14 protein-coding genes are annotated in these 22170 nt (G+C 66.6%); 10 read left to right on the forward strand and 4 right to left on the reverse strand.

The genetic code is table 11. From position 1 onward, the window contains the following. The first annotated feature begins 69 nt into the window (after window positions 1–69). From ACSQ19_RS16085 to recJ, 5 genes are read left to right on the forward strand one after another with little or no spacing between them, the layout of a single operon-like run. Window positions 70–1968, forward strand: coding sequence for an alpha/beta hydrolase family protein (locus tag ACSQ19_RS16085; protein ID WP_296280681.1), 1899 nt, complete (start codon window positions 70–72; stop codon window positions 1966–1968). Window positions 1969–1986: 18 nt separating this feature from the next. Next, window positions 1987–5232 carry a carbamoyl-phosphate synthase large subunit gene (gene carB, locus ACSQ19_RS16090; protein WP_435998371.1) on the forward strand — a complete coding sequence of 1082 codons (3246 nt, stop codon included), beginning with the start codon at window positions 1987–1989 and terminating at the stop codon, window positions 5230–5232. An 8-nt stretch (window positions 5233–5240) separates the two neighbouring features. Beyond that, window positions 5241–5705 (forward strand): transcription elongation factor GreA, encoded by a 465-nt coding sequence (greA, locus tag ACSQ19_RS16095; protein ID WP_296280735.1) that lies wholly within the window; start codon window positions 5241–5243, stop codon window positions 5703–5705. A gap of 16 nt (window positions 5706–5721) precedes the next feature. Next, complete coding sequence (locus ACSQ19_RS16100; RefSeq protein WP_435998373.1) at window positions 5722–6675, forward strand: phosphoglycerate mutase; 954 nt, start codon at window positions 5722–5724, stop codon at window positions 6673–6675. Continuing rightward, a complete protein-coding gene (recJ, locus tag ACSQ19_RS16105; RefSeq protein WP_435998375.1) occupies window positions 6672–8399 on the forward strand; it encodes a single-stranded-DNA-specific exonuclease RecJ in 1728 nt (575 codons plus the stop codon). Before ACSQ19_RS16100 ends, recJ begins: the two co-directional genes overlap by 4 nt. A 7-nt stretch (window positions 8400–8406) precedes the next feature. On the opposite strand, the gene ACSQ19_RS16110 is transcribed toward recJ, so the two are convergent. Then, entirely contained in the window at window positions 8407–9612 is a 1206-nt protein-coding gene (locus tag ACSQ19_RS16110) for an acyltransferase family protein (protein WP_435998377.1), read from the reverse strand. Window positions 9613–9766: 154 nt separating this feature from the next. On the opposite strand from ACSQ19_RS16110, the gene ACSQ19_RS16115 reads away from it, so the two are divergent. Further along, window positions 9767–10651: a LytTR family DNA-binding domain-containing protein gene (locus ACSQ19_RS16115; RefSeq protein WP_435998379.1), complete on the forward strand. Its 885-nt coding sequence runs from the start codon at window positions 9767–9769 to the stop codon at window positions 10649–10651. 1 nt (window position 10652) lies between these two features. Here the strand turns inward: ACSQ19_RS16115 and ACSQ19_RS16120 are convergent, their stop codons facing one another. Next, on the reverse strand, window positions 10653–12578 hold the full coding sequence (locus ACSQ19_RS16120; protein ID WP_435998381.1) for a diguanylate cyclase: 1926 nt from the start codon (window positions 12576–12578) through the stop codon (window positions 10653–10655). A 131-nt stretch (window positions 12579–12709) separates the two neighbouring features. Here ACSQ19_RS16120 and prfB point away from each other — a divergent pair. The 4 genes from prfB to ACSQ19_RS16140 all read left to right on the forward strand — a co-directional run bounded on the left by prfB (window position 12710) and on the right by ACSQ19_RS16140 (window position 19173). Beyond that, window positions 12710–13835 (forward strand): peptide chain release factor 2 gene (gene prfB, locus ACSQ19_RS16125; RefSeq protein WP_296282936.1). Its coding sequence is split into 2 segments (ribosomal slippage): window positions 12710–12784 and window positions 12786–13835, totalling 1125 coding nucleotides; the frame shifts between segments, so codons are not numbered across the junction. A gap of 121 nt (window positions 13836–13956) precedes the next feature. Next, on the forward strand, window positions 13957–15480 hold the full coding sequence (lysS, locus tag ACSQ19_RS16130) for a lysine--tRNA ligase (protein WP_435998384.1): 1524 nt from the start codon (window positions 13957–13959) through the stop codon (window positions 15478–15480). A gap of 405 nt (window positions 15481–15885) precedes the next feature. Next, window positions 15886–16974, forward strand: coding sequence for a response regulator (locus ACSQ19_RS16135; protein ID WP_299342656.1), 1089 nt, complete (start codon window positions 15886–15888; stop codon window positions 16972–16974). Window positions 16975–16977: 3 nt separating this feature from the next. Beyond that, entirely contained in the window at window positions 16978–19173 is a 2196-nt protein-coding gene (locus ACSQ19_RS16140) for an ATP-binding protein (protein WP_435998386.1), read from the forward strand. Between the two features lie 174 nt (window positions 19174–19347). On the opposite strand, the gene ACSQ19_RS16145 is transcribed toward ACSQ19_RS16140, so the two are convergent. Next, entirely contained in the window at window positions 19348–20214 is an 867-nt protein-coding gene (locus ACSQ19_RS16145) for a crotonase/enoyl-CoA hydratase family protein (RefSeq protein ID WP_296282939.1), read from the reverse strand. 266 nt (window positions 20215–20480) lie between these two features. Then, window positions 20481–22160, reverse strand: coding sequence for a long-chain fatty acid--CoA ligase (locus ACSQ19_RS16150; protein WP_435998389.1), 1680 nt, complete (start codon window positions 22158–22160; stop codon window positions 20481–20483). Window positions 22161–22170: the final 10 nt, after the last annotated feature.

A 22170-nucleotide genomic window follows, 5' to 3' on the forward strand; every position in this document is an offset into this window, starting at 1 on the left:
GGATGGCCCAGCGCCATCGATTGTCCGTACGGCGGCGTATCGCTGCCTTTCCATTTCAGGGAGTGGAAGATGAAAATGATGGTGCGCCTGTTGTTGCTGCTCGCGCTGTTGCCTGTGCAGGGCTTCGCGCGTGAGATTCCGATCCAGGATTTCTTCAAGGATCCCCAGTTCACCTCCGTCGCGCTTTCTCCCGACGGGAAGCACATGGCGGTGAACGTTCCCCAGGCCGATCGCACGTTGCTCGCCATCGTGCGGGTTGCGGACCAGGCCATCGTCGGCAAGTTCGACTATGGCGAGAACCGCCATTTCCGCCAGGTCGTCTGGGCCAACGACAAGCGCCTGCTGTTCGTGGTGACGTTCAAGACGGGTCGATTCGACTTCGAGACCGCGCGAGGCGACATGTACGCCGCGAACCTGGACGGCACGGGCCGGATGGATATCCCGAACGGAAACAGCTACAGCATCGTGGACCTGACGCCCGAGGATCCGGATACGATCCTCGTGGAGCGGTCCGTCGAAACGTCCTTCCTCTCCAAACTCAACGTCAACAACGGCCGCATCACCACGGTGGCCAATGCACCGGTCGAGCAGGGCAGCTTCCTGGTCGACCATGACCGCAAGGTTCGGTTCGTGGCCGGCGCGATGAACGACGGCCGCAACGTGACGTATCGCCGCGATGGCGATCGGTGGACGCTGGTCCACGAGAGCGAACGCAACGGTGCAACCTACTATCCGCTCGGCTTCGACGCGCAGAACAAGCGCGTGTACATGGCGAAAGGCGAGCAGGGCAAGCCCGAGACCATCGTCCTGCTCGACGTGGATTCCCGCGAAGAGACGCCCGTCTCCAGCAACGGCACCGTCAGTCCTTCCGGCTATCTGTGGAGCAGTGACGAGAAGACCCTGCTGGGCGTGTGGTACGAAGACGGTGTCCCCTACTGGGACTGGGTGGCTCCGGAGCATCCGGAGACGAAAGTGTACGCGGGACTCGCAAAGGCGTTCCCCGGCAAGGCCGTTCGCTTCCAGCGACCGTCCGATGACGGGCGTTACCTGATGATGCGGGTCTATTCGGACGTGCAGGCGCCCGAGGCGTATCTGTTCGATCGCCAGACGGGTCAGGCGCAGTTCCTGACCGCCAGCATGGCCTGGATCAAGCCGGAAGACATGTCGCCGATGAAGCCCATCGTGGTGAAGGCACGGGACGGTCTTGCCCTCCACGGCTACATCACCATCCCGAAGGACAGCAGCGGCAAGAACTTGCCGCTGATCATCAACCCGCATGGCGGCCCGCATGGCCCGCGCGATGAGTGGGGCTTCAATCCCGAGGTCCAGCTGTTCGCGAACCGCGGCTATGCCGTCCTGCAGGTCAACTATCGCGGCTCCGGCGGCTACGGCAACGCCTTCGAAGGCATGGGTTACCGGAAGTGGGGCACCACCATGCAGGACGACCTGACGGACGCGGTCCGCTGGGCAGTCGCGCAAGGTATCGCTGACCCGAACCGCGTCTGCATCTACGGTGCGTCCTACGGCGGCTATGCCGCGCTGATGAGCGTGGTGCGCGAGCCCGACCTGTACCGCTGCACGGTGGGCTATGTGGGCGTCTACGACCTCGACGCGCAGCGCGACGCGGACTTCATGGGCCATGAAAGCGGTCGCAACTACCTGAAGGACGTCTATCCGCCGACCGCTGCCGAGCGCATGGCGCAGTCGCCGGCATACGGCGTGGAGCGCATCAAGGTGCCGATCCTGCTGGTCCACGGCGAGAAGGACGTGCGCGTGCCTATCAAGAACATGCACTTCCTGATTTCGCAACTGGCCAAGGTCGGCAAGAAACCCGATGACGTGATCGTCGAGAAGAAGGAAGCGCACGGCTTCCGCGACCTGCAGAACAACGTCAACCTCTACACCAAGATGCTGGCGTTCTTTGACAAGTACATCGGGCCGAACGCGAAGACCGCCTCGGCCCCGTAACCCTGGAAGCAGTCCCCCATGCCCAAGCGCAACGACCTCAACACCATCCTGATCATCGGCGCAGGCCCGATCGTCATCGGCCAGGCCTGCGAATTCGATTATTCCGGCGCCCAGGCGTGCAAGGCGTTGCGCGAGGAGGGGTATCGGGTGGTGCTGGTCAACAGCAACCCCGCGACCATCATGACCGACCCGGAGATGGCGGACGCGGTCTACATCGAGCCGATCAACTGGCAGACGGTCGAGAAGATCATCGCCAAGGAGAAGCCCGACGCGCTGCTGCCCACCATGGGTGGGCAGACCGCGCTGAACTGCGCGTTGGACCTGGCGGACAACGGGGTGCTCGAGAAGTACGGCGTCGAGCTGATCGGCGCCAAGCGCGACGCCATCCGGATGGCGGAAGACCGCGAGCTGTTCCGCGTGGCGATGGGTGAGATTGGCTTGGAGTGTCCGAAGGCCGCGGTCGCCCACACGCTGGAGGAAGCGCTGGAAATCCAGACCCGCGTCGGCTATCCCACCATCATCCGCCCCAGCTTCACGCTGGGCGGCAGCGGCGGTGGCATCGCCTACAACCGCGAGGAACTGGTCGACATCGTGACCCGCGGCCTCGAGCTGTCGCCGACCACCGAAGTGCTGGTGGAGGAGTCGGTGCTGGGCTGGAAGGAGTTCGAGATGGAAGTGGTCCGCGATACCGCGGACAACTGCATCATCGTCTGCTCCATCGAAAACCTGGACCCGATGGGCGTGCACACCGGCGACAGTATCACCGTCGCTCCGGCGCAGACGCTGACCGACAAGGAGTACCAGCGCCTGCGCGACGCCTCCATCGCCGTGCTGCGCAAGATCGGCGTGGATACCGGTGGCTCGAACGTGCAGTTCGGCATCAACGCGCAGACAGGCCGTGTGGTCGTCATCGAAATGAACCCGCGCGTTTCGCGTTCGTCGGCGCTGGCGTCCAAGGCAACCGGCTTCCCGATCGCCAAGGTCGCTGCCAAGCTGGCGGTGGGCTACACGCTGGATGAACTGAAGAACGAGATCACCGGCGGCCTGACGCCGGCGTCGTTCGAGCCGGCGATCGACTACGTGGTCACCAAGATCCCGCGGTTCGCGTTCGAGAAGTTCCCCCAGGCCGATGCGCGCCTCACCACCCAGATGAAGTCGGTGGGCGAGGTGATGGCGATGGGTCGTACCTTCCAGGAATCGCTGCAGAAAGCACTGCGGGGCCTGGAAACCGGCAAGGTCGGCCTCGATCCCACCGGACTGGACCTGGCCGACGAAGACGACCTGGCCACGCTGCGCCGGGAACTGAAGGCGCCGGGTCCGGAACGCCTGTTCTACGTGGCCGATGCGTTCCGCGCCGGCATGACGGTCGAGCAGGTGCATGCGCTGTCGTTCATCGATCCCTGGTTCCTCGACCAGATGGAGGAGATCATCGCGACCGAGCGCCAGCTGGCCACCGACGGTCTCGGTTCGCTCGACAAGGCGCGCATGCGCCACCTGAAGCGGATGGGTTTCTCCGATGCGCGCCTGGCCCAGCTGGCGAACACCAACGAAACCGCCGTGCGTGTCCTGCGCAAGGCGCTGGGCGTGAAGCCGGTCTACAAGCGCGTGGATTCGTGCGCGGCCGAGTTCGCCACCAGCACCGCGTATCTGTACTCGACGTACGAGGACGAGTGCGAAGCGGAGCCGACGACGCGCGACAAGATCATGATCCTCGGCGGAGGGCCCAACCGCATCGGCCAGGGCATCGAGTTCGACTACTGCTGCGTGCATGCGGCGCTCGCGCTGCGGGAGGACGGGTTCGAGACCATCATGGTCAACTGCAACCCGGAAACCGTCTCCACCGACTACGACACCTCCGATCGCCTGTACTTCGAGCCGCTGACGCTGGAAGACGTGCTGGCCATCGTCGAACTGGAGCAGCCGAAGGGCGTCATCGTGCAGTACGGCGGCCAGACCCCACTGAAGCTGGCGCGCGCGCTCGAAGCCAACGGCGTGCCCGTCATCGGTACCAGCCCCGACTCGATCGACCTCGCCGAGGACCGCGAGCGCTTCCAGCAACTCGTGGATTCGCTGGGCCTCAAGCAGCCGCCGAACCGCATCGCCCGCAATGATCAGGAAGCCCTGCTGCTGGCGCGCGAGATCGGTTACCCGCTGGTCGTGCGCCCGTCGTACGTGCTGGGCGGCCGTGCGATGGAGATCGTGTACGGCGAATCCGACCTGGCGCGCTACGTGCGCGACGCGGTCAAGGTCTCCAATGATTCGCCGGTGCTGCTGGACCGCTTCCTCGACAACGCGGTCGAAGTGGACGTGGACATCATCGCCGACGCCGACGGCAACGTGCTGATCGGCGGCGTGATGGAGCACATCGAGGAGGCCGGCGTGCACTCGGGCGACTCCTCGTGCTCGCTGCCGCCGTATTCGCTGTCCGCGAAGACGCAGGACGAACTGCGCCGCCAGGTGGTCGAGCTGGCCAAGGCACTGAAGGTGGTCGGCCTGATGAATACCCAGTTCGCCATCCAGGCGAGCGAGGACGGCAGCGACGACATCGTCTACCTGCTGGAAGTGAATCCGCGCGCGTCGCGCACCGTGCCGTTCGTCTCAAAGGCCACCGGCATGCCGCTGGCCAAGATCGCGGCACGCTGCATGGCCGGCAAGACGCTGGCCGGGCAGGGCGCCACCAAGGAAATCGTGCCCGACTACTACTCGGTCAAGGAAGCGATCTTCCCGTTCGCCAAGTTCCAGGGCGTGGACCCGATCCTCGGGCCGGAGATGCGCTCCACCGGTGAGGTGATGGGCGTCGGCCGGAGCTTCGGTGCCGCCATGGCGCGCGCGCAGGAAGCCGGCGGCATCAAGGCGCCGCCGGTGGGCAAGGTGTTCATCTCGGTACGCGACCCGGACAAGAAGCGCGTGCTGCCGGTGGCGCAGGAACTGGTCGGCCGCGGCTACTCCATCGTCGCGACCGCCGGCACCGCGTCGTGGCTGCGTGAGCGTGGCATCGACTGCGAGCAGATCAACAAGGTGCTGGAGGGGCGGCCGCACGTGGTCGACCTGATCAAGAACGGCGAAATCGTGTATATCGTCAACACCACGGAAGGACGCCAGGCCATCGCCGACTCCTTCTCCATCCGGCGCGAGGCCCTGCAGCACCGCGTCACCTATTCGACCACCGTCGCCGGCGCCAAGGCGCTGGTGCATTCGCTGGAATACCGTGGCACGGGCCCGGTGCTGGCGTTGCAGGAACTGCACAAGGAGCTTCAAGGGTGAGAGCCCCATTGACGATGCAGGGCGCACAGCGCCTGCGCCAGGAACTGGACCTTCTGAAGACGGTCAAGCGCCCCGAGGTGATCACCGCGATCGCCGAGGCGCGTGCGCACGGCGACCTGAAGGAAAACGCCGAATACCATGCCGCCCGCGAGCAGCAGGGTTTCATCGAAGGCCGCATCAAGCAGCTGGAAGGCGAGCTTTCGCATTCCGAGATCATCGACGTGAGCAAGCTCAACGCCGGCTCGCGCATCGTGTTCGGCGCGAAGGTGGTGCTGGCGGACGTGGATACCGATGAAGAGAAGCGCTACCAGGTCGTTGGCGACCTCGAGGCCGACATCAAGCTGGGCCTGATCGCGATCTCGTCGCCGCTGGCCCGCGCCCTGATCGGCAAGCACGAAGGCGATTCGGTCACCATCGATGCGCCCGCCGGCCAGCGCGAGTACGAAATCATCAGCGTTTCCTACGCCGACTGACCCCGGCCGCCCCATCATGGCCCAGGCCACCCTGCTGCTGCCCGCACGCACCCGCCTGGTCGGGCAGGTCCTGCCGCCCGATCTCGCGAAGGCCCTGGGCCGTGCCGACCGTGCAGCAAGCGAGGCGGGGGAGCGCGCGCAACTGCGCCGCCAGTTCCAGCTGATACCGGACCACTGGCCGGTGGCCGCGCTCACGCGCCAGCACGATGCGCGCGATGCGGCCGGCGCGATGTGGCTGCGCGCCGATCCGGCGCGCGTTTCGCCCGACATGGCCGGCGCGCGCATGCTGGCCTACGGCGAAGCACTGGCGCTCGACGCTGACGACACTGCCCAGCTGTTGCCCGCGCTCAAGCTGCTGTTCGGCGACGCGGGCATGCTGCTGGATGCGCCCCATCCGGCCCGCTGGTACCTGCGCTTGCCGTTGGAAGCGAAACTGCCGCCCTTCGTGCCCGCGGGCGACGTGCTGGGCGACGACCTGTTCGCACACCTGCCCGACGGTGATGCCGGCCGGCGCTGGCGCGCCTTGCTGAGCGAAGCGCAGGTGATGCTGCACAACCATCCGTGGAATGCCCACCGCGCCGCGCAGGGCAAGGCGCCGGTGAACTCGCTGTGGTTCTGGGGTGGCGGCGTGCTGCCGGATGCGGTGCGTACCGGGTTCCGGCAGGTCAAGGGCAACGACGTGCTGCTGCAATCGCTGGCCCAGGTAGCGGGCGTGGAGGCCGGGCATGCCAACGGCGAAGGCGGCGTCGACGCGCTGATCGACCTGCGCCATCTGCGCAATCTGGACCTGCTATGCCGCGATGCATTGCGCCCGCTGCTCGATGCGCTGCGCAAGCGCGAACTCGATGCGCTGACCCTGGACTTCGAGGACGGCACCCTGTTCTCGCTGCGCCGCGAACAACGCTGGCGCCTGTGGCGCAGGCCCCTGCAGCGGTTGGACACGGTGCGCCCGGACCACGTCCCGGCATGACCCCGTCACCGCGGATCCGCCGGCGCCCGCTTGCCGAGGGCGGGCAGTGGCCCGACAGCGTGCCGCCACTGCTGCGGCGGATCTATGAAGCGCGGGGTGCGCGGTCGCTCGACCAGGCGCAGCCGCGGCTGGCGCACCTGCTGCCGCCCGACCTGCTCGGTGGACTGCCGGAAGCGACCGCGCTGCTCGCCGATGCCATCGCACAGGACCGCCACATCGTCATCGTCGGCGACTTCGACTGCGATGGCGCGACCGCCTGCGCGGTCGGTGTACGCGGCCTCTGCCTGCTCGGCGCGCGCCGCGTGACGCCCGCGGTGCCGAACCGCATGGTGCATGGCTATGGCCTGTCGCCCTCGCTGGTGGATGAACTGGCCGCGCTGCAGCCCGACCTGCTGGTGACCGTCGACCATGGCATCGCTTGCCATGCCGGCATCGCTGCCGCCAAGGCGCGCGGCTGGCAGGTGCTGGTCACCGATCACCATCTGCCCGGCGAGCGATTGCCGCCGGCCGACGTCATCGTCAATCCCAACCTGCGCGGCGACCCGTTCCCCAGCAAGATGCTGGCGGGCGTCGGGGTGATGTTCTACGTGCTGCTGGCGCTGCGCCGCGTGCTGCGCGAGCGGAGCGTGTCCGGGCAGTCGGAGCCGGACCTGGCCACGCTGCTCGACCTCGTCGCCGTCGGTACCGTCGCGGACCTGGTACCGCTGGATGCGAACAATCGCGCCCTGGTCGGTGCAGGCCTGCGCCGCCTGCGCGCGGGGCAGGGATGCGCAGGTCTCCAGGCGCTGATGCGCGTGTCGGGCCGCGACCCGGCGCGCCTGACGACGTCCGATATCGGCTTCGCCATCGCACCGCGCCTGAACGCGGCAGGACGGCTGGAGGACATGGCGCTGGGCATCGCCTGCCTGCTGACCGATGACGCGACCCAGGCCGATGAGATGGCCCGCGTACTGGAAGGCATCAATGCCGAGCGGCGCGGCGTGCAGCAGCAGATGGTCGAGGAGGCCCATGCCGCGCTGGCCCGCATCGACGACGGGCAGGGCGCACCCGTACCGCTCGCGCCCTGCCTGTTCGATCCGGAATGGCATCCGGGCGTCGTCGGCCTGGTGGCATCCAAGATCAAGGAGCGGCTGCATCGGCCGGTGATCGCGTTCGCGCCGGCCGAGCCCGGCAGTACGACCTTGCGCGGCTCCGCCCGTTCCATCCCCGGATTCCATGTCCGGGATGCCTTGGCTGCGGTGGATATCGCGCACCCGGGCCTGATCCACCGTTTCGGCGGCCACGCCATGGCAGCGGGGCTGTCGCTCGACGAAAGCGACCTGCCGAGGTTCCGCGACGCGCTGCAGCGGCACGCCAGTGCGCTGCTCGACGACGATCTGCTGCGCGAGGAGGTGCTGAGCGATGGCGAACTGGGCGGCGATGAACTCGATCGCCTTCATGCCGATCTCCTGCGCAGTGCCGGTCCGTGGGGGCAGGGGTTCCCCGAGCCGATGTTCGACGGCGTGTTCGACGTCCTGGACTGGCGCGTGGTCGGCGAGAAGCACCTGAAGTTCTCGCTCAGGGCAACCGGCCACGCGACGCCATTGAACGCGATCCATTTCAACGGCTGGCACGACACGCCCCCGCCCGCGCGCATCCATGCTGCCTACCAGCTGGATACCGACGACTGGCGCGACCGTCGCGGCATCCAGTTGCTGCTGCGCCACTGGCGCGCGCCCGACTGAGGCTGCGTCACGACGTTCGCGTCGCCAGCGGCGGGCGTGCAGGCACTGCTTTCGCGCGCGTGAGGCCGAAGAGGGGGCGCAGCCAGCGCACGCGGCGGATGGCCTCGTACCCGGCGAAGCATGCCGCGAAGGTGATCGCGACCAGCAGCGGGCCCTCCGCCAACGGAGGAATCGCCAGCGGTTTCAGGTGATGCGCCACGACGACGATGACCGTCTGGTGCAGGATGTAGACGGGGAACACTGCCGCCACCAGGTAGCGCAGCGCCGGACTGTCGCCGGGCCGCATGCGATGCGCGAAGCCGAGCACCGCGACGATGGCGCACCACTGGTTCAACGCCCACGCCATGCGCATCGTCATGCGCAACCATTCGGGCGGATCGACGTCGGCGAAACGGGTGAAGTAGGCGATCAGCCCGGCCCAGCTGGCCAACCATGTGACCACCGCCATCCAGCGAAACCGCTCGATCGCCTGCCACACCCCCTCCGCACGGGCGATGAGGAAGCCGAGCACGAACACGCCGAAGTACTGCGCATGGTTGTACCAGTCATCCACCAGTGCATGCGTCTGCTCGAACCGGGAGACCAGCAGGATCCGCGCCATGCCCAGGAACAGGCACGGCCAGACCACCACGCCCGGTCCGGACAGCGCACTCGCGAGTCGTCCGCCAATCGCGTCGAGGGCACGCGGTGCCAGTCGCCAAAGCAGCCACAGCACCACGGTGTAGACCCAGAGATAGGCGACGAACCACAGATGGTTCCAGGTGGGGAGATCCAGGCAGCCCTCCGCATCGCAAAAGTCGTCGTAAGCGCTCAGGTAGCGCGCGTAGAACGCCAGGTAGCCCTCGTGGTAGCCGCCGGGAAGCTGTTCCACCACTTCGTAATAGGCCTGCGGCGGTACGATCACCAGCATGCCGAAGGCCAGCGGCACCAACAGCCGCCACGAGCGGGCGCCGAGGAAACGAAGGCGCGTGCCCGCCGCCTGTGCGGTCCGCTGCGCCTTGCCCAGCAGGAATGCGGTCGCCGCACCCGACACTAGGAACAACAGCGACAGCCGCCAGGGTGAGCTGAGCAGCATTAAAGGCTCCAGCGCATCGCTGGCGGCCGGACTTTTCACGTGCCAGTCCCAGGTCACGTAGTACATGCCCACGTGGTAAAGGACCAGTAGCGCGAAGGCGCAGACCCTGACCCAGTCCAGATCGTGGCGACGTTGCATGGCGTTCTCCGTTTTCAGGGAAGGCGGCAGCGTCGCCGCACGTGCCGCCCGCGGCCAGCATGAAGGGATGGATCGCGTGGCCGCAGTGACGAGCCGCGGACAATGGGGACGAATCGCCCTGCCTACCTCGAAAGGCGACCGCTAGAATGCGCGCATGAACCACAAGGACACGCTGACCTACGAACGCTACCTGCCGTGGAAGCGGTGGGTCGAAGCGGGATTCTGGGTCGCGGTGACGGCCGCCAACTGCATCGCCAACAGCCTGACGACGTTGATGGAGCTCCGGCGCGGCGATTCGGGCATCCAGGCCTGGGAGCCGGTGGTCTGGGAAACCAGCAGCGCCCTGGTGTGGCTGCTGGTGCTGATCCCGGCCATTGTTGCGTACACCCGCTGGCGCCCGCTGCACTGGGAGAACTGGCGTACGCGGCTGGGGGAATACGCGGTCGCCAGCCTCGTGGTCTGCCTGGTGCACGTGGTCGGCATGGTCGCCCTGCGTGTGCTGGCGTACCGCATGCAGGGGATGGCCTACGACTTCGGTCCATGGCCGCGCGAGCTGGCCTATGAGTACCTCAAGGATGCACGCAGCTTCGCCACCATCGTGGTGGCCGTGGAGGGGTATCGCTTCCTGCTGCGCCGCTGGCAGGGCGAAGCCAGCCTGCTCGCCGAACCCGACGAGGGCCTCCCGTTGGAGCCGGTCGACAAGCCGGAGCGTTTCCTGGTGCGCAAGCTCGGGCGCGAGTTCCTGGTGGCGGCCAACGACATCGAGTGGCTTCAGGCCGCGGGCAATTACGTGAACCTCCGCGTGCGCGGCCACGACTATCCCCTGCGCAGCACCATCGCCGGCATCGAAGCGCGCCTGGATCCGCGCCGCTTCACCCGCATCCATCGCAGCTACATCGTCAGTCTGGACCAGGTGGCCTCGATCGAACCGCTGGATACCGGCGACGCGCGCGTCCACATGAAGGATGGCAGCGCCTTGCCTTGCAGCCGACGCCACCGGCAGGACCTGCGCCAGCGGACCGGCGCCGACGCGTGCTAGCTCATGCGGCCCGCGTGGCCGGCACCTGCGGCAACCGCTCCACGGCGTAGCTGGCCACCAGTTCGATGGCGCCGCTGCGCACCGCATCCTCTGGCGACTCCAGCACGGTCTGCAGCGGGATGCCCGCCGGCAGGCAGCGCCCCCACAGGCCTGCCCAGGCGTTGCGGCGGTCCTTGGCGGCATACAGGGCGCGGTCGGCCATGCGCAGGGCGTAGTCCCACCCACAGCTGGCGTTGTCGAAGAACGGGAAAGGCGCGAACCCCAGCGACACGGTCAGAGACCAGCGCTGGCGTGGCGCGAGTTCGTGCACTTCGCACAGCGCTTCATGCAGTCGCGAGGCGACCGTGCAGGCCTGCGCCTCGGTCAGGTCGGCGCACGCCATCAGGAATTCCTCACCGCCCCAGCGCGCAATGACATCGTCGGACCGGGCGATGTCGCGCAGGCGACGGGCCAGGGCCACCAGTACTTGGTCCCCAGCATGGTGGCCGAAGCTGTCGTTTACCTGCTTGAAGTGATCGATGTCGATCAGGAACAGCACGTGGCGCGTGCCCGCCACCGGCCGCTGCAGGGATATCGCCTTCAAGGCCTCGGTGGCGGCGCGCCGGTTGCGCACGCCGGTAAGCGGATCGGTTGCGCTCACCTTGCGCAACTGCCTGTTCTTGCGCCGTTGCAGCAGCCCGAAGCCGACGCCGGCCAGCACCAGCAACACCAGCAGGGCGATGCCGGCCCGGCGCATGAGGCGGGATTTCTCATCGTTCAATCCGCGCACCTGCGCCTCATGGCGCATGCTCTCCAGTTCGCGCTGGGCCGCCGCGCTTTCACTGCGTGCCTGCAGGTCCGCCAGCAGTTCCAGCCGCTGCGCCTTGAGCGTCTCCATTTCCAGGGCATGCAGGCGCGCACCGACTGCCATCGCCTGATCGGCCTGGCCGAGCGCAGCGTGTGCTGCCATCCAGGCGCGCAGCACTTCCCGCTGCTTCTGCGGCTGGGGCGTCCCGTCCACGCTGGACCACGCGCGGCGGGCGGTGGCCAGGGCGGTCGAGCGATCGCCGGACAGGCGCTGCAGCGTGGAGAGTTTGGCCAGTGAACCGGCCAGGCCAGGGGTATCGGCGTTGGTCTGCTGCGACCGGACGGCGGCCTCGAGCACCGGGCGGGCCTGCGCCAGCCGCCCCTGCGTGATCCAGATGCCCGCCCGCTCGGCGCGCAGGCGATCCATGACCGATTGCGCGCGCTTGCGGACCGCCACGGCCTCGCCCTGGTCGATCACCGCAAGCGCCTCGTCGATGCGTCCCAACCGGATCAGGTTGAGCGCATGGTTGTGCAGGATCAGGGGATCTTCCAGTCCGACCGGCGCCGCGGCGGCCAGCGCCTGGCGGTAGTAGTCGTCGGCGACATCGGGCGAGTCGAGATAGTCGGCGTGGATCAGGCCAATGTTGGCCAGCGTGGTGGCCTGGAACAGCGCGGCTTCGTCGGTGTCGAGCTGCGCGGCCAGGGTCTGCACCTTCAGGTAGGCGGATTCCGCGCGGTGGATCTGACCGGCGCCATGGAAGATGGAGCCCGCCTGGGAGAACGCACGCGCACGGAATTCCGGTGGCAGTCCGGGATGTTCGGCCATGCGCCGCTCCATCCGTTCGCCCGCGTCCACTGCGCTTGCCCGATCACCGGTCAGGCCCGCGGCGATGCCGAGGCAGCTCAGTGTTTTCACCTCGTCCTCGACTGACAGGTCCGGTTCCGCCAGCAGCGACTCCGCGAGCTGCACGGCCACCGGAGGCGCATCGCGACGCAGCTGCAGGCAGCGCGTCACCGCGGCTGCGCGGTCGTGCACGGCAGGCTGCGTGCCCTGGGCGCGCGAGGACGGCAGGCTCAGCAACAACGCCAGGCCGAGCAGGCAGGGCAGCAGCGGAGCGGGCAGGGCGGCGGGAGTCGGCATGAGCGGAGCGGCTCTCGGAGGGACGCCCCCGGCATCCTGCAATTCCCGTTCCAGCGCATCCTTCCGGGGGCGGCGTACTGCGTGGCTCTGGTATCCTTGCCGACCGATTCCTTTCCCCCGTCCCAGCACCCATGATCGAGCTGAATCCCATCCGCCAGCGCATCGCCGACCTGCAGGACAGGTTGGCCTCGCTCCGGGGGTATCTTTGACTACGATGCCAAGCGCGAGCGCCTAGAAGAAGTAAACCGCGAGCTGGAAAGCCCGGATATCTGGAACAACGCCGAGTACGCCCAGCAACTGGGCCGCGAGCGTTCGCTGCTGGACAAGACCGTCAATGGCATCCGCGATATCGAGGAGGGCCTGACCGGCGCCGGCGAACTGCTGGAACTGGCGGAGATGGAGAACGACGAGGATACGGCCCATGCTGTGGTGGCCGACGTGGAGCGCTATGCCGTGCACGTGGACAAGCTGGAATTCCAGCGCATGTTCTCCGGCAAGATGGACAGCTCGAATGCGTTCGTCGACATCCAGGCCGGTGCCGGCGGCACCGAGGCGCAGGACTGGGCGGAAATCCTGCTGCGCATGTACCTGCGCTGGTGCGAGTCGCGCGGCTGGAAGACCGAACTGATGGAAGCCAGCGGTGGCGACGTCGCCGGCATCAAGTCGGCCACGCTGCGGGTAGAAGGCGACTTCGCCTACGGCTGGCTGAAGACCGAAACCGGCGTGCACCGCCTGGTGCGCAAGTCGCCCTTCGATTCGGACAACCGCCGCCATACCAGCTTCACCTCGGTGTTCGTGTCGCCGGAAGTCGACGACAACATCGACATCGACATCAACCCGGCCGACCTGAAGACCGACGTGTACCGCTCGTCCGGCGCAGGTGGCCAGCACGTAAACAAGACCGAATCGGCCGTGCGCATCACTCACGTGCCGACCGGGATAGTCGTGGCCTGCCAGACCGGCCGCAGCCAGCACCAGAACCGCGACAACGCGATGAAGATGCTGGCCGCCAAGCTGTACGAACTCGAGATCCAGAAGCGCAACGCCGAGCGCGATGCGGTGGAGGCGACCAAGTCCGACATCGGCTGGGGCAGCCAGATCCGCAACTACGTGCTGGACCAGAGCCGCATCAAGGACCTGCGCACCGGCGTGGAACGCTCGGATACCCAGAAGGTGCTGGATGGCGACCTGGACGAGTTCGTCGAGGCCAGCCTGAAATCCGGCCTGGAAGCAGGGTCGAAACGCATCGACGCTTGATCCGCGAGCGCACCCGCCTTTTGCAGGAGCGGCCCATGGCCGCGATGCTTTGAACGATAATCCTGCAAGAGCATCGCGGCCATGTGCCGCTCCTACATCGCCTTCTTCGATTTCCTACACCATGACCGATCAGACCCCAGCCACGCAGCCCGCCGTCGACGAGAACAGCCTCATCGCCGAGCGCCGCGCCAAACTGACGGCGCTGCGCGGGCAGGGCATCGCGTTTCCCAACGACTTCCGCCGCAGCGACTATGCGGGCGACCTGCAGACGCAGTACGAGGATGCCGAACTGTGGACCGGCGAGGCGCTGGAAGGCAGTGGTCGGCGCGTGAAGCTGGCCGGGCGCCTGATGGCCAAGCGCGTGATGGGCAAGGCCAGCTTCGTGCAGATCCAGGACGAGTCGGGGCGCATCCAGCTGTTCCTGCAGGCCAACACGCTGGGTGAGACGTACGATGCCTTCAAGGGCTGGGACGTCGGCGACATCGTCGGTGTGGAAGGTGGGCTGACCCGCACCCGGACCGGCGAACTGTCGGTGAAAGCCGACGCCTTCCGCCTGCTGACGAAATCGCTGCGCCCCCTGCCGGACAAGTGGCATGGCCTGTCCGACGTGGAGCAGCGCTACCGCCAGCGCTACGTGGACCTGATCGTCACGCCGGAAGCGCGCGACGTGTTCATCAAGCGCTCGCGGATCATCCGCGCGATCCGCGAATGGCTGGATACGCGGCGTTTCCTGGAAGTCGAAACGCCGATGATGCATTACATCCCCGGCGGCGCCGCGGCCAAGCCGTTCACCACGCACCACAACGCGCTGGACCTGGACCTTTATCTGCGCGTAGCGCCGGAGCTGTACCTGAAGCGCCTGGTCGTCGGCGGGCTGGAGCGCGTCTACGAGATCAACCGCAATTTCCGCAACGAGGGTGTAAGCACGCGGCACAACCCCGAGTTCACGATGCTCGAGTTGTACGAGGCGTACGCCACTTATACCGAGATCATGGACCTGACCGAGGGCGTCATCCGCGATGTGGCGCACGAGGTGCTGGGTACCGGCCAGGTGGCCTGGGACGGCCAGGACATCGACCTGGAGCCGGCATTCCGCCGCTGGCGCATGGACGAAGCCGTCCGCCACCACAATCCCGAGATCACGGCGGCGGACTGCACCGATCGCGACGCGCTGGCGCGCCACTGCGAACGGCTGAAGATCCACGTCAAGCCGTCGTATGGCTGGGGCAAGCTGTTGCTGGAGATCTTCGAGAAGACCGTGGAGCACACGCTCGTCCAGCCGACCTTCATCACTGACCATCCGGTCGAGGTTTCGCCGCTGGCTCGCGCCAACGACGACCAGCCGGGCTACACCGACCGCTTCGAACTGTTCATCAACGGCAAGGAAATCGCCAACGGCTTCTCCGAATTGAACGACCCGGAAGACCAGGCGGCCCGGTTCATGGCCCAGGTCCAGGCCAAGGAGGGCGGCGACGACGAAGCCATGCACTTCGACGCCGATTACATCCGTGCGCTGGAAGTCGGCCTGCCGCCCACCGGTGGGCTCGGCATCGGCATCGACCGGCTGGTGATGCTGCTGACGGGTTCGGACTCGATCCGGGACGTGCTGCTTTTCCCTTACATGCGCCCCGAAAGCAACGGCTGAACAGGCGCGCCTGTTCCGCCGCGAGTGACGCTATGGGGCAGAAAGGGAACCTGGCGGGATGACGCGACGGGTCCATGACGCAGGCACGGCTGTCCTGCGGCGCTGCGTTTCGGCATCCGCTCCTGCCGGGGCGGGGTGCAAGGACCCCAATCTGTGACGGAGGTCAATGTGTGGAGGCCGGACAGGCCGCTGGGGCGGCTGGCACGCTTCCTGCGTCGATTGACGCGCAGGACGGTCAATTTTCCGTCGTCCGCGCCGATAGAGATCAGGGGAGGGGGCCCCGCGATTGGCATCGGTTCCCTTCGTGGATCACGGACCCGACCCGGGACCGTACCGCCGAACAGGACTTCCGCCATGTTGGATGCGAGTGCCGCCGCCGCCGGAGTATCCTTGCCCGACAGCCACATGCTGTGGCCACAAGGGGCAGGTAACGCTTTGAACATCGTCATCGTCGACGATCAGACGTCCGCGCGCACCATGCTGCGCCATGTCATCGAGGACATCGCGTCCGAGTTGGCCGTCCATGATTTCGGCGATCCGCTGGCCGCACTGGAATGGTGCGAGAAGAACCGGACCGACCTGCTGCTGCTGGACTACCGCATGCCGGGCATGGATGGGCTGGAATTCGCGCGCCGCTTCCGCCGGCTGCCGATGCATCGTGACATCGCGATCATCCTGATCACGGTGGTCGGCGACGAGCCGATCCGCCAGGCCGCCCTCGAGGCGGGCGTCATCGATTTCCTCGTCAAGCCGGTGCGCCCGCGCGAGCTGCGTGCCCGCTGCCGCAACCTGCTGCAGCTCCGCCAGCAGTCCGAGAACGTGAAGCAGCGTGCCCTGTCGCTGGAGCAGCGCCTGCTGTCCAGCATGCACGAGGTCGAGGAGCGCGAGCGCGAGACGCTCTCGCGGCTGGCCCGCGCCATCGAGTACCGCGACAGCGGCACCAGCGCCTACCTGGAACGCATGGCCCACGTGGCCGGCCTGATCGCCGAGCAACTGGGGCTGCCCGAAGACGAGGTGCGCACCATCGAAATGGCGGCGCCGCTGCACGACATGGGCAAGATCGCGATCCCGGATTCGGTCCTGATGAAAGCCGGACCGCTGACGGCCGACGAAACCGATGTCATGCGCCGCCACCCGAAGATCGGCCACCAGCTGCTGTCGGGCAGCCAGAACCGCTTCATCCAGACCGGCGCGCTGATCGCGCTGCGCCACCACGAGCGCTACGACGGCAGCGGTTATCCCGATGGCCTCGTGGGCGAGCAGATCCCGTTGGAAGCGAGGATAGTGGCGGTTGCGGACGTCTTTGATGCCCTGATTTCGCCGCGTCCGTACAAGAAGGCCTGGGACAAGGATGCGGCCTTGGCCTACCTGTACGCCCAGCGTGGCCGCCTGTTCGATCCGGCCTGCGTCGACGCGCTGATTCGCGGGCGGGCGCGGCTCGACGACATTTGCGAACGTTACTCGACGGTGCAGAGCCGTCCAGGGATGGAGTGAGCCATGACGAATCCCCTTGCCTGGATCAAATCCCGACTGGCGCATCGCGGCGACAGTGAGCACGGCCAAGCGCTGATCCGGGTCGCGCTGATCACCATCATCCTCGTCTACGCGTTGCTGCCTTCCTCGCGCGCCGCGTTGCCTGCGGACGAGTACACCATCGTCCTGACCATCATCACCTCGGGCCTGGTCAATGGCCTGGGCATCTTCGCGTGGTTGCTGGTGCAGCCTGGCAAATCGCACGCGCGCCGTGCGCTGGGCATGATCGCCGACTACGGCCTGCTGGCGGCGGCGATGAACGGCATGGGCGAGCCCCTGTCGTGGGCCTACGTGGTCCTGATGTGGATCACCGTCGGCAACGGACTGCGCTACGGCAACCGCTATCTGGTCGTCGCCGTGGCGATGGCGAGCACCGCCTTCGGGGCGGTGGTGCTGATGAACGACTATTGGCGCAGCAACCTGACGCTGGGCGTCGGCCTGGTGCTGGGCCTGATCGCCGTGCCGATGTACCTGTCCGGCCTGCTGCGCGACCTGACGCGCGCCACCGACGAAGCGCGCCGCGCGAACGAAGCGAAGAGCCGGTTCCTGGCCAACATGAGCCACGAGTTCCGCACGCCACTCAATGGTCTCGCCGGCATGTCCGAACTGCTGGCGACCACGCGTCTGGATGCCGAACAGCGCGAGTGCCTGTCCACGATCCAGGCATCGACCCGGACGCTGCTGGGACTAGTCGAGGACGTGCTGGACATCTCCGCGATCGAAGCGGGCAAGGTCAAGCTCAACGTCGTGGAGTTCTCGCCACGCGAACTGGTCGAGAGCATCGGCCTGATCCTCATGCCGCAGGCCCGTGGAAAGCAGGTCCGCTACGAAGGCGTGGTGGACGATGCCATCCCGCTCAAGCTGCGCGGCGATGCGGGCCACCTGCGCCAGGTGCTGCTGAATCTGGCCGGCAACGCGGTGAAGTTCACCGACGACGGCGAGGTCCGGCTGGTGGTCGCGCCCACGCTGGTCGAGGGCAGCCGCATCCGCCTGCGCTTCACTGTCACCGATACCGGCATCGGCGTGCCGGTCGCGCTGCGCGAGCGACTGTTCGAGGCATTCGAGCAGGCCGATGGCAGCCTGTCCCGCCGCTACGGCGGCACCGGTCTGGGCACGACGATCGCCAAGGGCCTGACCGAGGCCATGGGCGGCACGATCGGCTTCGAAAGCCACGAGCAGCGCGGCAGCTGCTTCTGGGTGGAACTGCCGTTCGAGGCCGTGGCCGAGCGCGTCATGGTGCCGGCCGTTCATGGCCACGCCGAGTGGCTGCAGGAAGAGCCCGAAACCGCCAGCGCCGAGAACATCATCGCCTTCTCGGATCCGTTCCTGCGCCATCGTGCGCGCGTGCGCAGCATGCAGATCCTGGTCGCCGACGACCACGAGGCCAATCGCATGGTCGTGCAGCGCCTGCTGCAGAAAGCGGGTCACCGCATCACCTGCGTCAACGGCGGCGAAGAAGTACTCGATGCGCTGGAATCGGCGACCTACGACGCGGTCATCTGCGACCTGCACATGCCCGGACTGAGCGGCCTGGACCTGTTGAAGCAGCTGCGCGTGATGGAGGCGGGCAGCGGCAGCCGTACGCCCGTGCTCATCCTCAGCGCGGATGTCACGCCCGAATCGATCCAGCGTTGCGAGCAGGCCGGAGCGCGCGCCTTCCTTGCCAAGCCGGTCGTCGCCACGCGCCTGCTGGACGCGCTGGCGGACATCGCGACCTCGGGCCGGGTTGCGGCCACCGCCGTCCCGGCGGCGCCTGCGCGTGCGGAAGTGTCGGACGGCGTGCTGGATGTCAGCGTGCTGGACGAACTGACCGCGCTCGGCATGGGCGATGCGTTCGAACGCGAATTCATCGAGCAATGCCTCAACGATGCGGACGGGTGCATCGGCGCGATGGCGCATGCGATGGAGCGCGGCGATGGGGAACACCTGCGCGAGCACGCTCACGCCCTGAAGGGTGTTGCCAGCAACCTGGGCCTGGTCAAGCTCGCGGCGGCCGCCGGCGAAATGATGAGCCTGGCCGACTGGCAGATCACCCGCGAGTGGCGTCATCGCCTGGCAGCGCTGAATTCGCACCTGAGCCACGGTCGCGCGGCGCTCGATGCGCGGCAGCGCGTGCGGGGCGCGGGCCTGGACAAGGGCAACGAACACTCGTCGTCCTGACGCGGGGCCATTGCCGCGATCGACGCGGTGGCGATACGGTGGCGCGGGCGGACGCGGTCCGGATGGATCGCTGGCGAGTACGGATGACCCGGACTCGCCCTTGAAGGCGCACGGCGCGCTCCAACCCCCTGATTTTCCCCTGTCGTTACTGCGTTGCCGCAGTCATGCGGGTGTTCAGGCCGCGCGGATCGACCGCTTTTCCTGCGCGCGGACGATGCGTTCCATCATCTTCAGCGACTTGTCGCCCAGCGTCAGCGCGGTATCGACCCACACCTCGGTGATGCCCATCAGTTCGTCGTAGCCGACCGGCTGGGCGAGGTTGCGGCAGGCGTTCAACGCCAGGTGCGCATGGGGCGAGCGACGCTGCTTGTCGATGATGGTCTGCACGGCGGAAGCGCCCTGGCCCTTCGGTACCAGCACGTCGACCACGCCAAGCTTGTAGAGCTCATCGCTGGTGTAGATGTTGCCTTCCAGGATGATCTTCTCGGCGACCTGCGGCGAGACCCGCTTGCACAGGAAGGAGTACGCGCCCATGCCCGGGAACAGACCGAACAGCACTTCCGGCAGGCCCATGTCGACGCCTTCCTCGGCCACGATGGTGTGGCACGACAGCGCGATCTCGAGGCCGCCGCCCAGCGCATCCCCCTGGATCAGGGCGATGGTGCGTACGTCGCCGCCCAGACCGGTGTTGAGATGGTGGACGCCGTCGATGCAACGGCGCGCATAGCTCAGCAGGCGATCACGGTTGTTCTCGCGGATCAGCTGCGAGAACAGTTCCAGATCGCCGCCGAGATTGAATGCCGTGGCGTCGGAGGCGACCACGAGGTGACGCAACTTGCCCGGCTGGCGCTGCGATTCGCGCAGGGTGATCGAATTCATGAAGCTCAGCACGTCGTCGAGCATCTGGCTGCGGAAGCACGGGCGCACGCCCGGTGCCACGTCCGAATGCATGTACATCCAGTGGGCGTCACCGCTGGGTTCGGACTCGACACGGATGGTCGGGAAAGAACGGGTGCGCTGCAGTTTTTCGACGTTGTTCATGGAGAGCTCCTTGGAGGGTTGCTTGCCCGCGCGGCAGGGGAGGCGGGTGACGGATTAATGTGACGCAGGTGGCATCACGCGCCGATCCTACACCTGAACGAATAATTAAAATCCGGTGCACAAGCGCGCTTGTGGCAACTTGGGGCCGTCCCCCCGCGATCAGTCTCGATATTTGTGACGAATGTCTAGAATCGGACCCTAAAGTCCTGAACCAAAAGAAAAAGGCCGGCGCAGGGCCGGCCTTTTTCAACACCCTGAACAGGGCGTCACGCGCTTTTCGCGGGCTCGCGGAGCTCCTTGCGGAGGATCTTGCCGACGTTGGTTTTCGGCAGCTCCGTGCGGAACTCGATGTGCCGGGGCTGCTTGTAGCCCGTGAGGTTGTCGCGGCAGAACGCCTTCACCTGTTCCGCCGTGAGCGACGGGTCCTTCTTCACGATGAACACCTTCACGGCTTCGCCCGACTTCTCGTCCGGCACGCCGATCGCGGCGACCTCGAGCACGCCGTCGAGGCCTGCGATCACGTCTTCCACTTCGTTCGGATACACGTTGAAGCCGGAGACCAGGATCATGTCCTTCTTGCGGTCGACGATGTAGAAGAAGCCGTTCTCGTCCATCTTCGCCATGTCGCCGGTGTGCAGCCAGCCGTCGGCGTCCATCACGTTCGCGGTTTCCTCGGGCCGTTGCCAGTAGCCCTTCATGACCTGCGGACCCTTGATGCAGAGTTCGCCCACCTCGCCAACGGGAACGACGTTGCCGTCGTCGTCCTTGAGGCAGGCATCGGTCGACGGCACCGGCAGGCCGATGGCGCCGTTGTAATCGTGCAGGTCCATGGGATTGATGCACGCCGCGGGCGAGGTCTCGGTCAGGCCATAGGCTTCGACCAGCGTCACGCCCGTGACCTTCTTCCACTTTTCCGCAACGGCACGCTGCACGGCCATGCCGCCGCCCAGGGTCATCTTCAGGTTGGAGAAATCGACCTCGTCGAAGCCCGGCGTATTCAGCAGGCCGTTGAACAGCGTGTTGACGCCCGTGATCGCGGTGAAGCGCGTGGCCTTCAGCTCCTTCACGAAGCCGGGCATGTCGCGCGGATTGGTGATCAGGTGGTTCAGGCCGCCAAGCTTCATGAAGACCAGGCAGTTCGCCGTCAGCGCGAAGATGTGGTACAGCGGCAACGCGGTGATGATGACTTCGTTGCCGTAGTCGAGGCCGGTGCCGACCCAGACGCCCGCCTGCTGCATGTTCGCCACCAGGTTGCGGTGCGTCAGCATGGCGCCCTTGGCCACGCCGGTGGTGCCGCCGGTGTACTGCAGGAAGGCGATGTCGCCGGAATCGATGTCGATGTCGGGCAACGTATGTAGCTGGCCGAGCGTCAGCGTGTCCTTGAAGCGAACGGTGCCGGGAATGTCGTAGTCGGGCACCATCTTCTTCACGTACTTCAGCACGAAGTTGACGATGGCGCCCTTGGGGAAGCCGATCAGGTCGCCCAGCGCAGTCGTGACCACCTGTTTGACCTGCGTGCCGGCCAGCGCTTCCTGCGCGGTCTTGCCGAAGTTGTCCACGACCAGCAGCACGCTGGCGCCGGAATCGACCAGCTGGTGCTTCAGCTCGCGCGGGGTGTACATCGGGTTGACGTTCACCACCGTCAGGCCGGCGCGCAGCACGCCGAAGATGGCGATGGGGTACTGCAGGCAGTTCGGCATCATGATGGCGACGCGGTCGCCTTTCTTGAGCTTCAGTTCGCCAAGCAGGTACGCCGCGAACTGGCGGCTGAGCTTGTCGATCTCGCCATACGTCAGGGTCTTGCCGAAGTTGCGGAACGCGGGACGGTCGCGGTACTTGCTGATCGCCTCATCGAAGACGGACACGATGGAGCGGTACTGCTCCAGGTCCACCTGCTGCGGCACGCCTTGCGGATAACTCTTGAACCACGGACGTTCCTGACTCATCGTTCTGCTC

This window comes from Pseudoxanthomonas sp. LjRoot127 (assembly GCF_964253495.1).
GTDB lineage: Bacteria > Pseudomonadota > Gammaproteobacteria > Xanthomonadales > Xanthomonadaceae > Pseudoxanthomonas_A.

Bases quoted from the DNA above. Each gene is read 5' to 3' on its own strand.
- ACSQ19_RS16085 (WP_296280681.1), top strand. From the start codon at position 70: ATGAAAATGATGGTGCGCCTGTTGTTGCTGCTCGCGCTGTTGCCTGTG.
- carB (WP_435998371.1), top strand. From the start codon at position 1,987: ATGCCCAAGCGCAACGACCTCAACACCATCCTGATCATCGGCGCAGGC.
- ACSQ19_RS16100 (WP_435998373.1), top strand. From the start codon at position 5,722: ATGGCCCAGGCCACCCTGCTGCTGCCCGCACGCACCCGCCTGGTCGGG.
- recJ (WP_435998375.1), top strand. From the start codon at position 6,672: ATGACCCCGTCACCGCGGATCCGCCGGCGCCCGCTTGCCGAGGGCGGG.
- ACSQ19_RS16110 (WP_435998377.1), bottom strand. From the start codon at position 9,612: ATGCAACGTCGCCACGATCTGGACTGGGTCAGGGTCTGCGCCTTCGCG.
- ACSQ19_RS16115 (WP_435998379.1), top strand. From the start codon at position 9,767: ATGAACCACAAGGACACGCTGACCTACGAACGCTACCTGCCGTGGAAG.
- ACSQ19_RS16120 (WP_435998381.1), bottom strand. From the start codon at position 12,578: ATGCCGACTCCCGCCGCCCTGCCCGCTCCGCTGCTGCCCTGCCTGCTC.
- lysS (WP_435998384.1), top strand. From the start codon at position 13,957: ATGACCGATCAGACCCCAGCCACGCAGCCCGCCGTCGACGAGAACAGC.
- ACSQ19_RS16135 (WP_299342656.1), top strand. From the start codon at position 15,886: ATGCTGTGGCCACAAGGGGCAGGTAACGCTTTGAACATCGTCATCGTC.
- ACSQ19_RS16140 (WP_435998386.1), top strand. From the start codon at position 16,978: ATGACGAATCCCCTTGCCTGGATCAAATCCCGACTGGCGCATCGCGGC.
- ACSQ19_RS16145 (WP_296282939.1), bottom strand. From the start codon at position 20,214: ATGAACAACGTCGAAAAACTGCAGCGCACCCGTTCTTTCCCGACCATC.
- ACSQ19_RS16150 (WP_435998389.1), bottom strand. From the start codon at position 22,160: ATGAGTCAGGAACGTCCGTGGTTCAAGAGTTATCCGCAAGGCGTGCCG.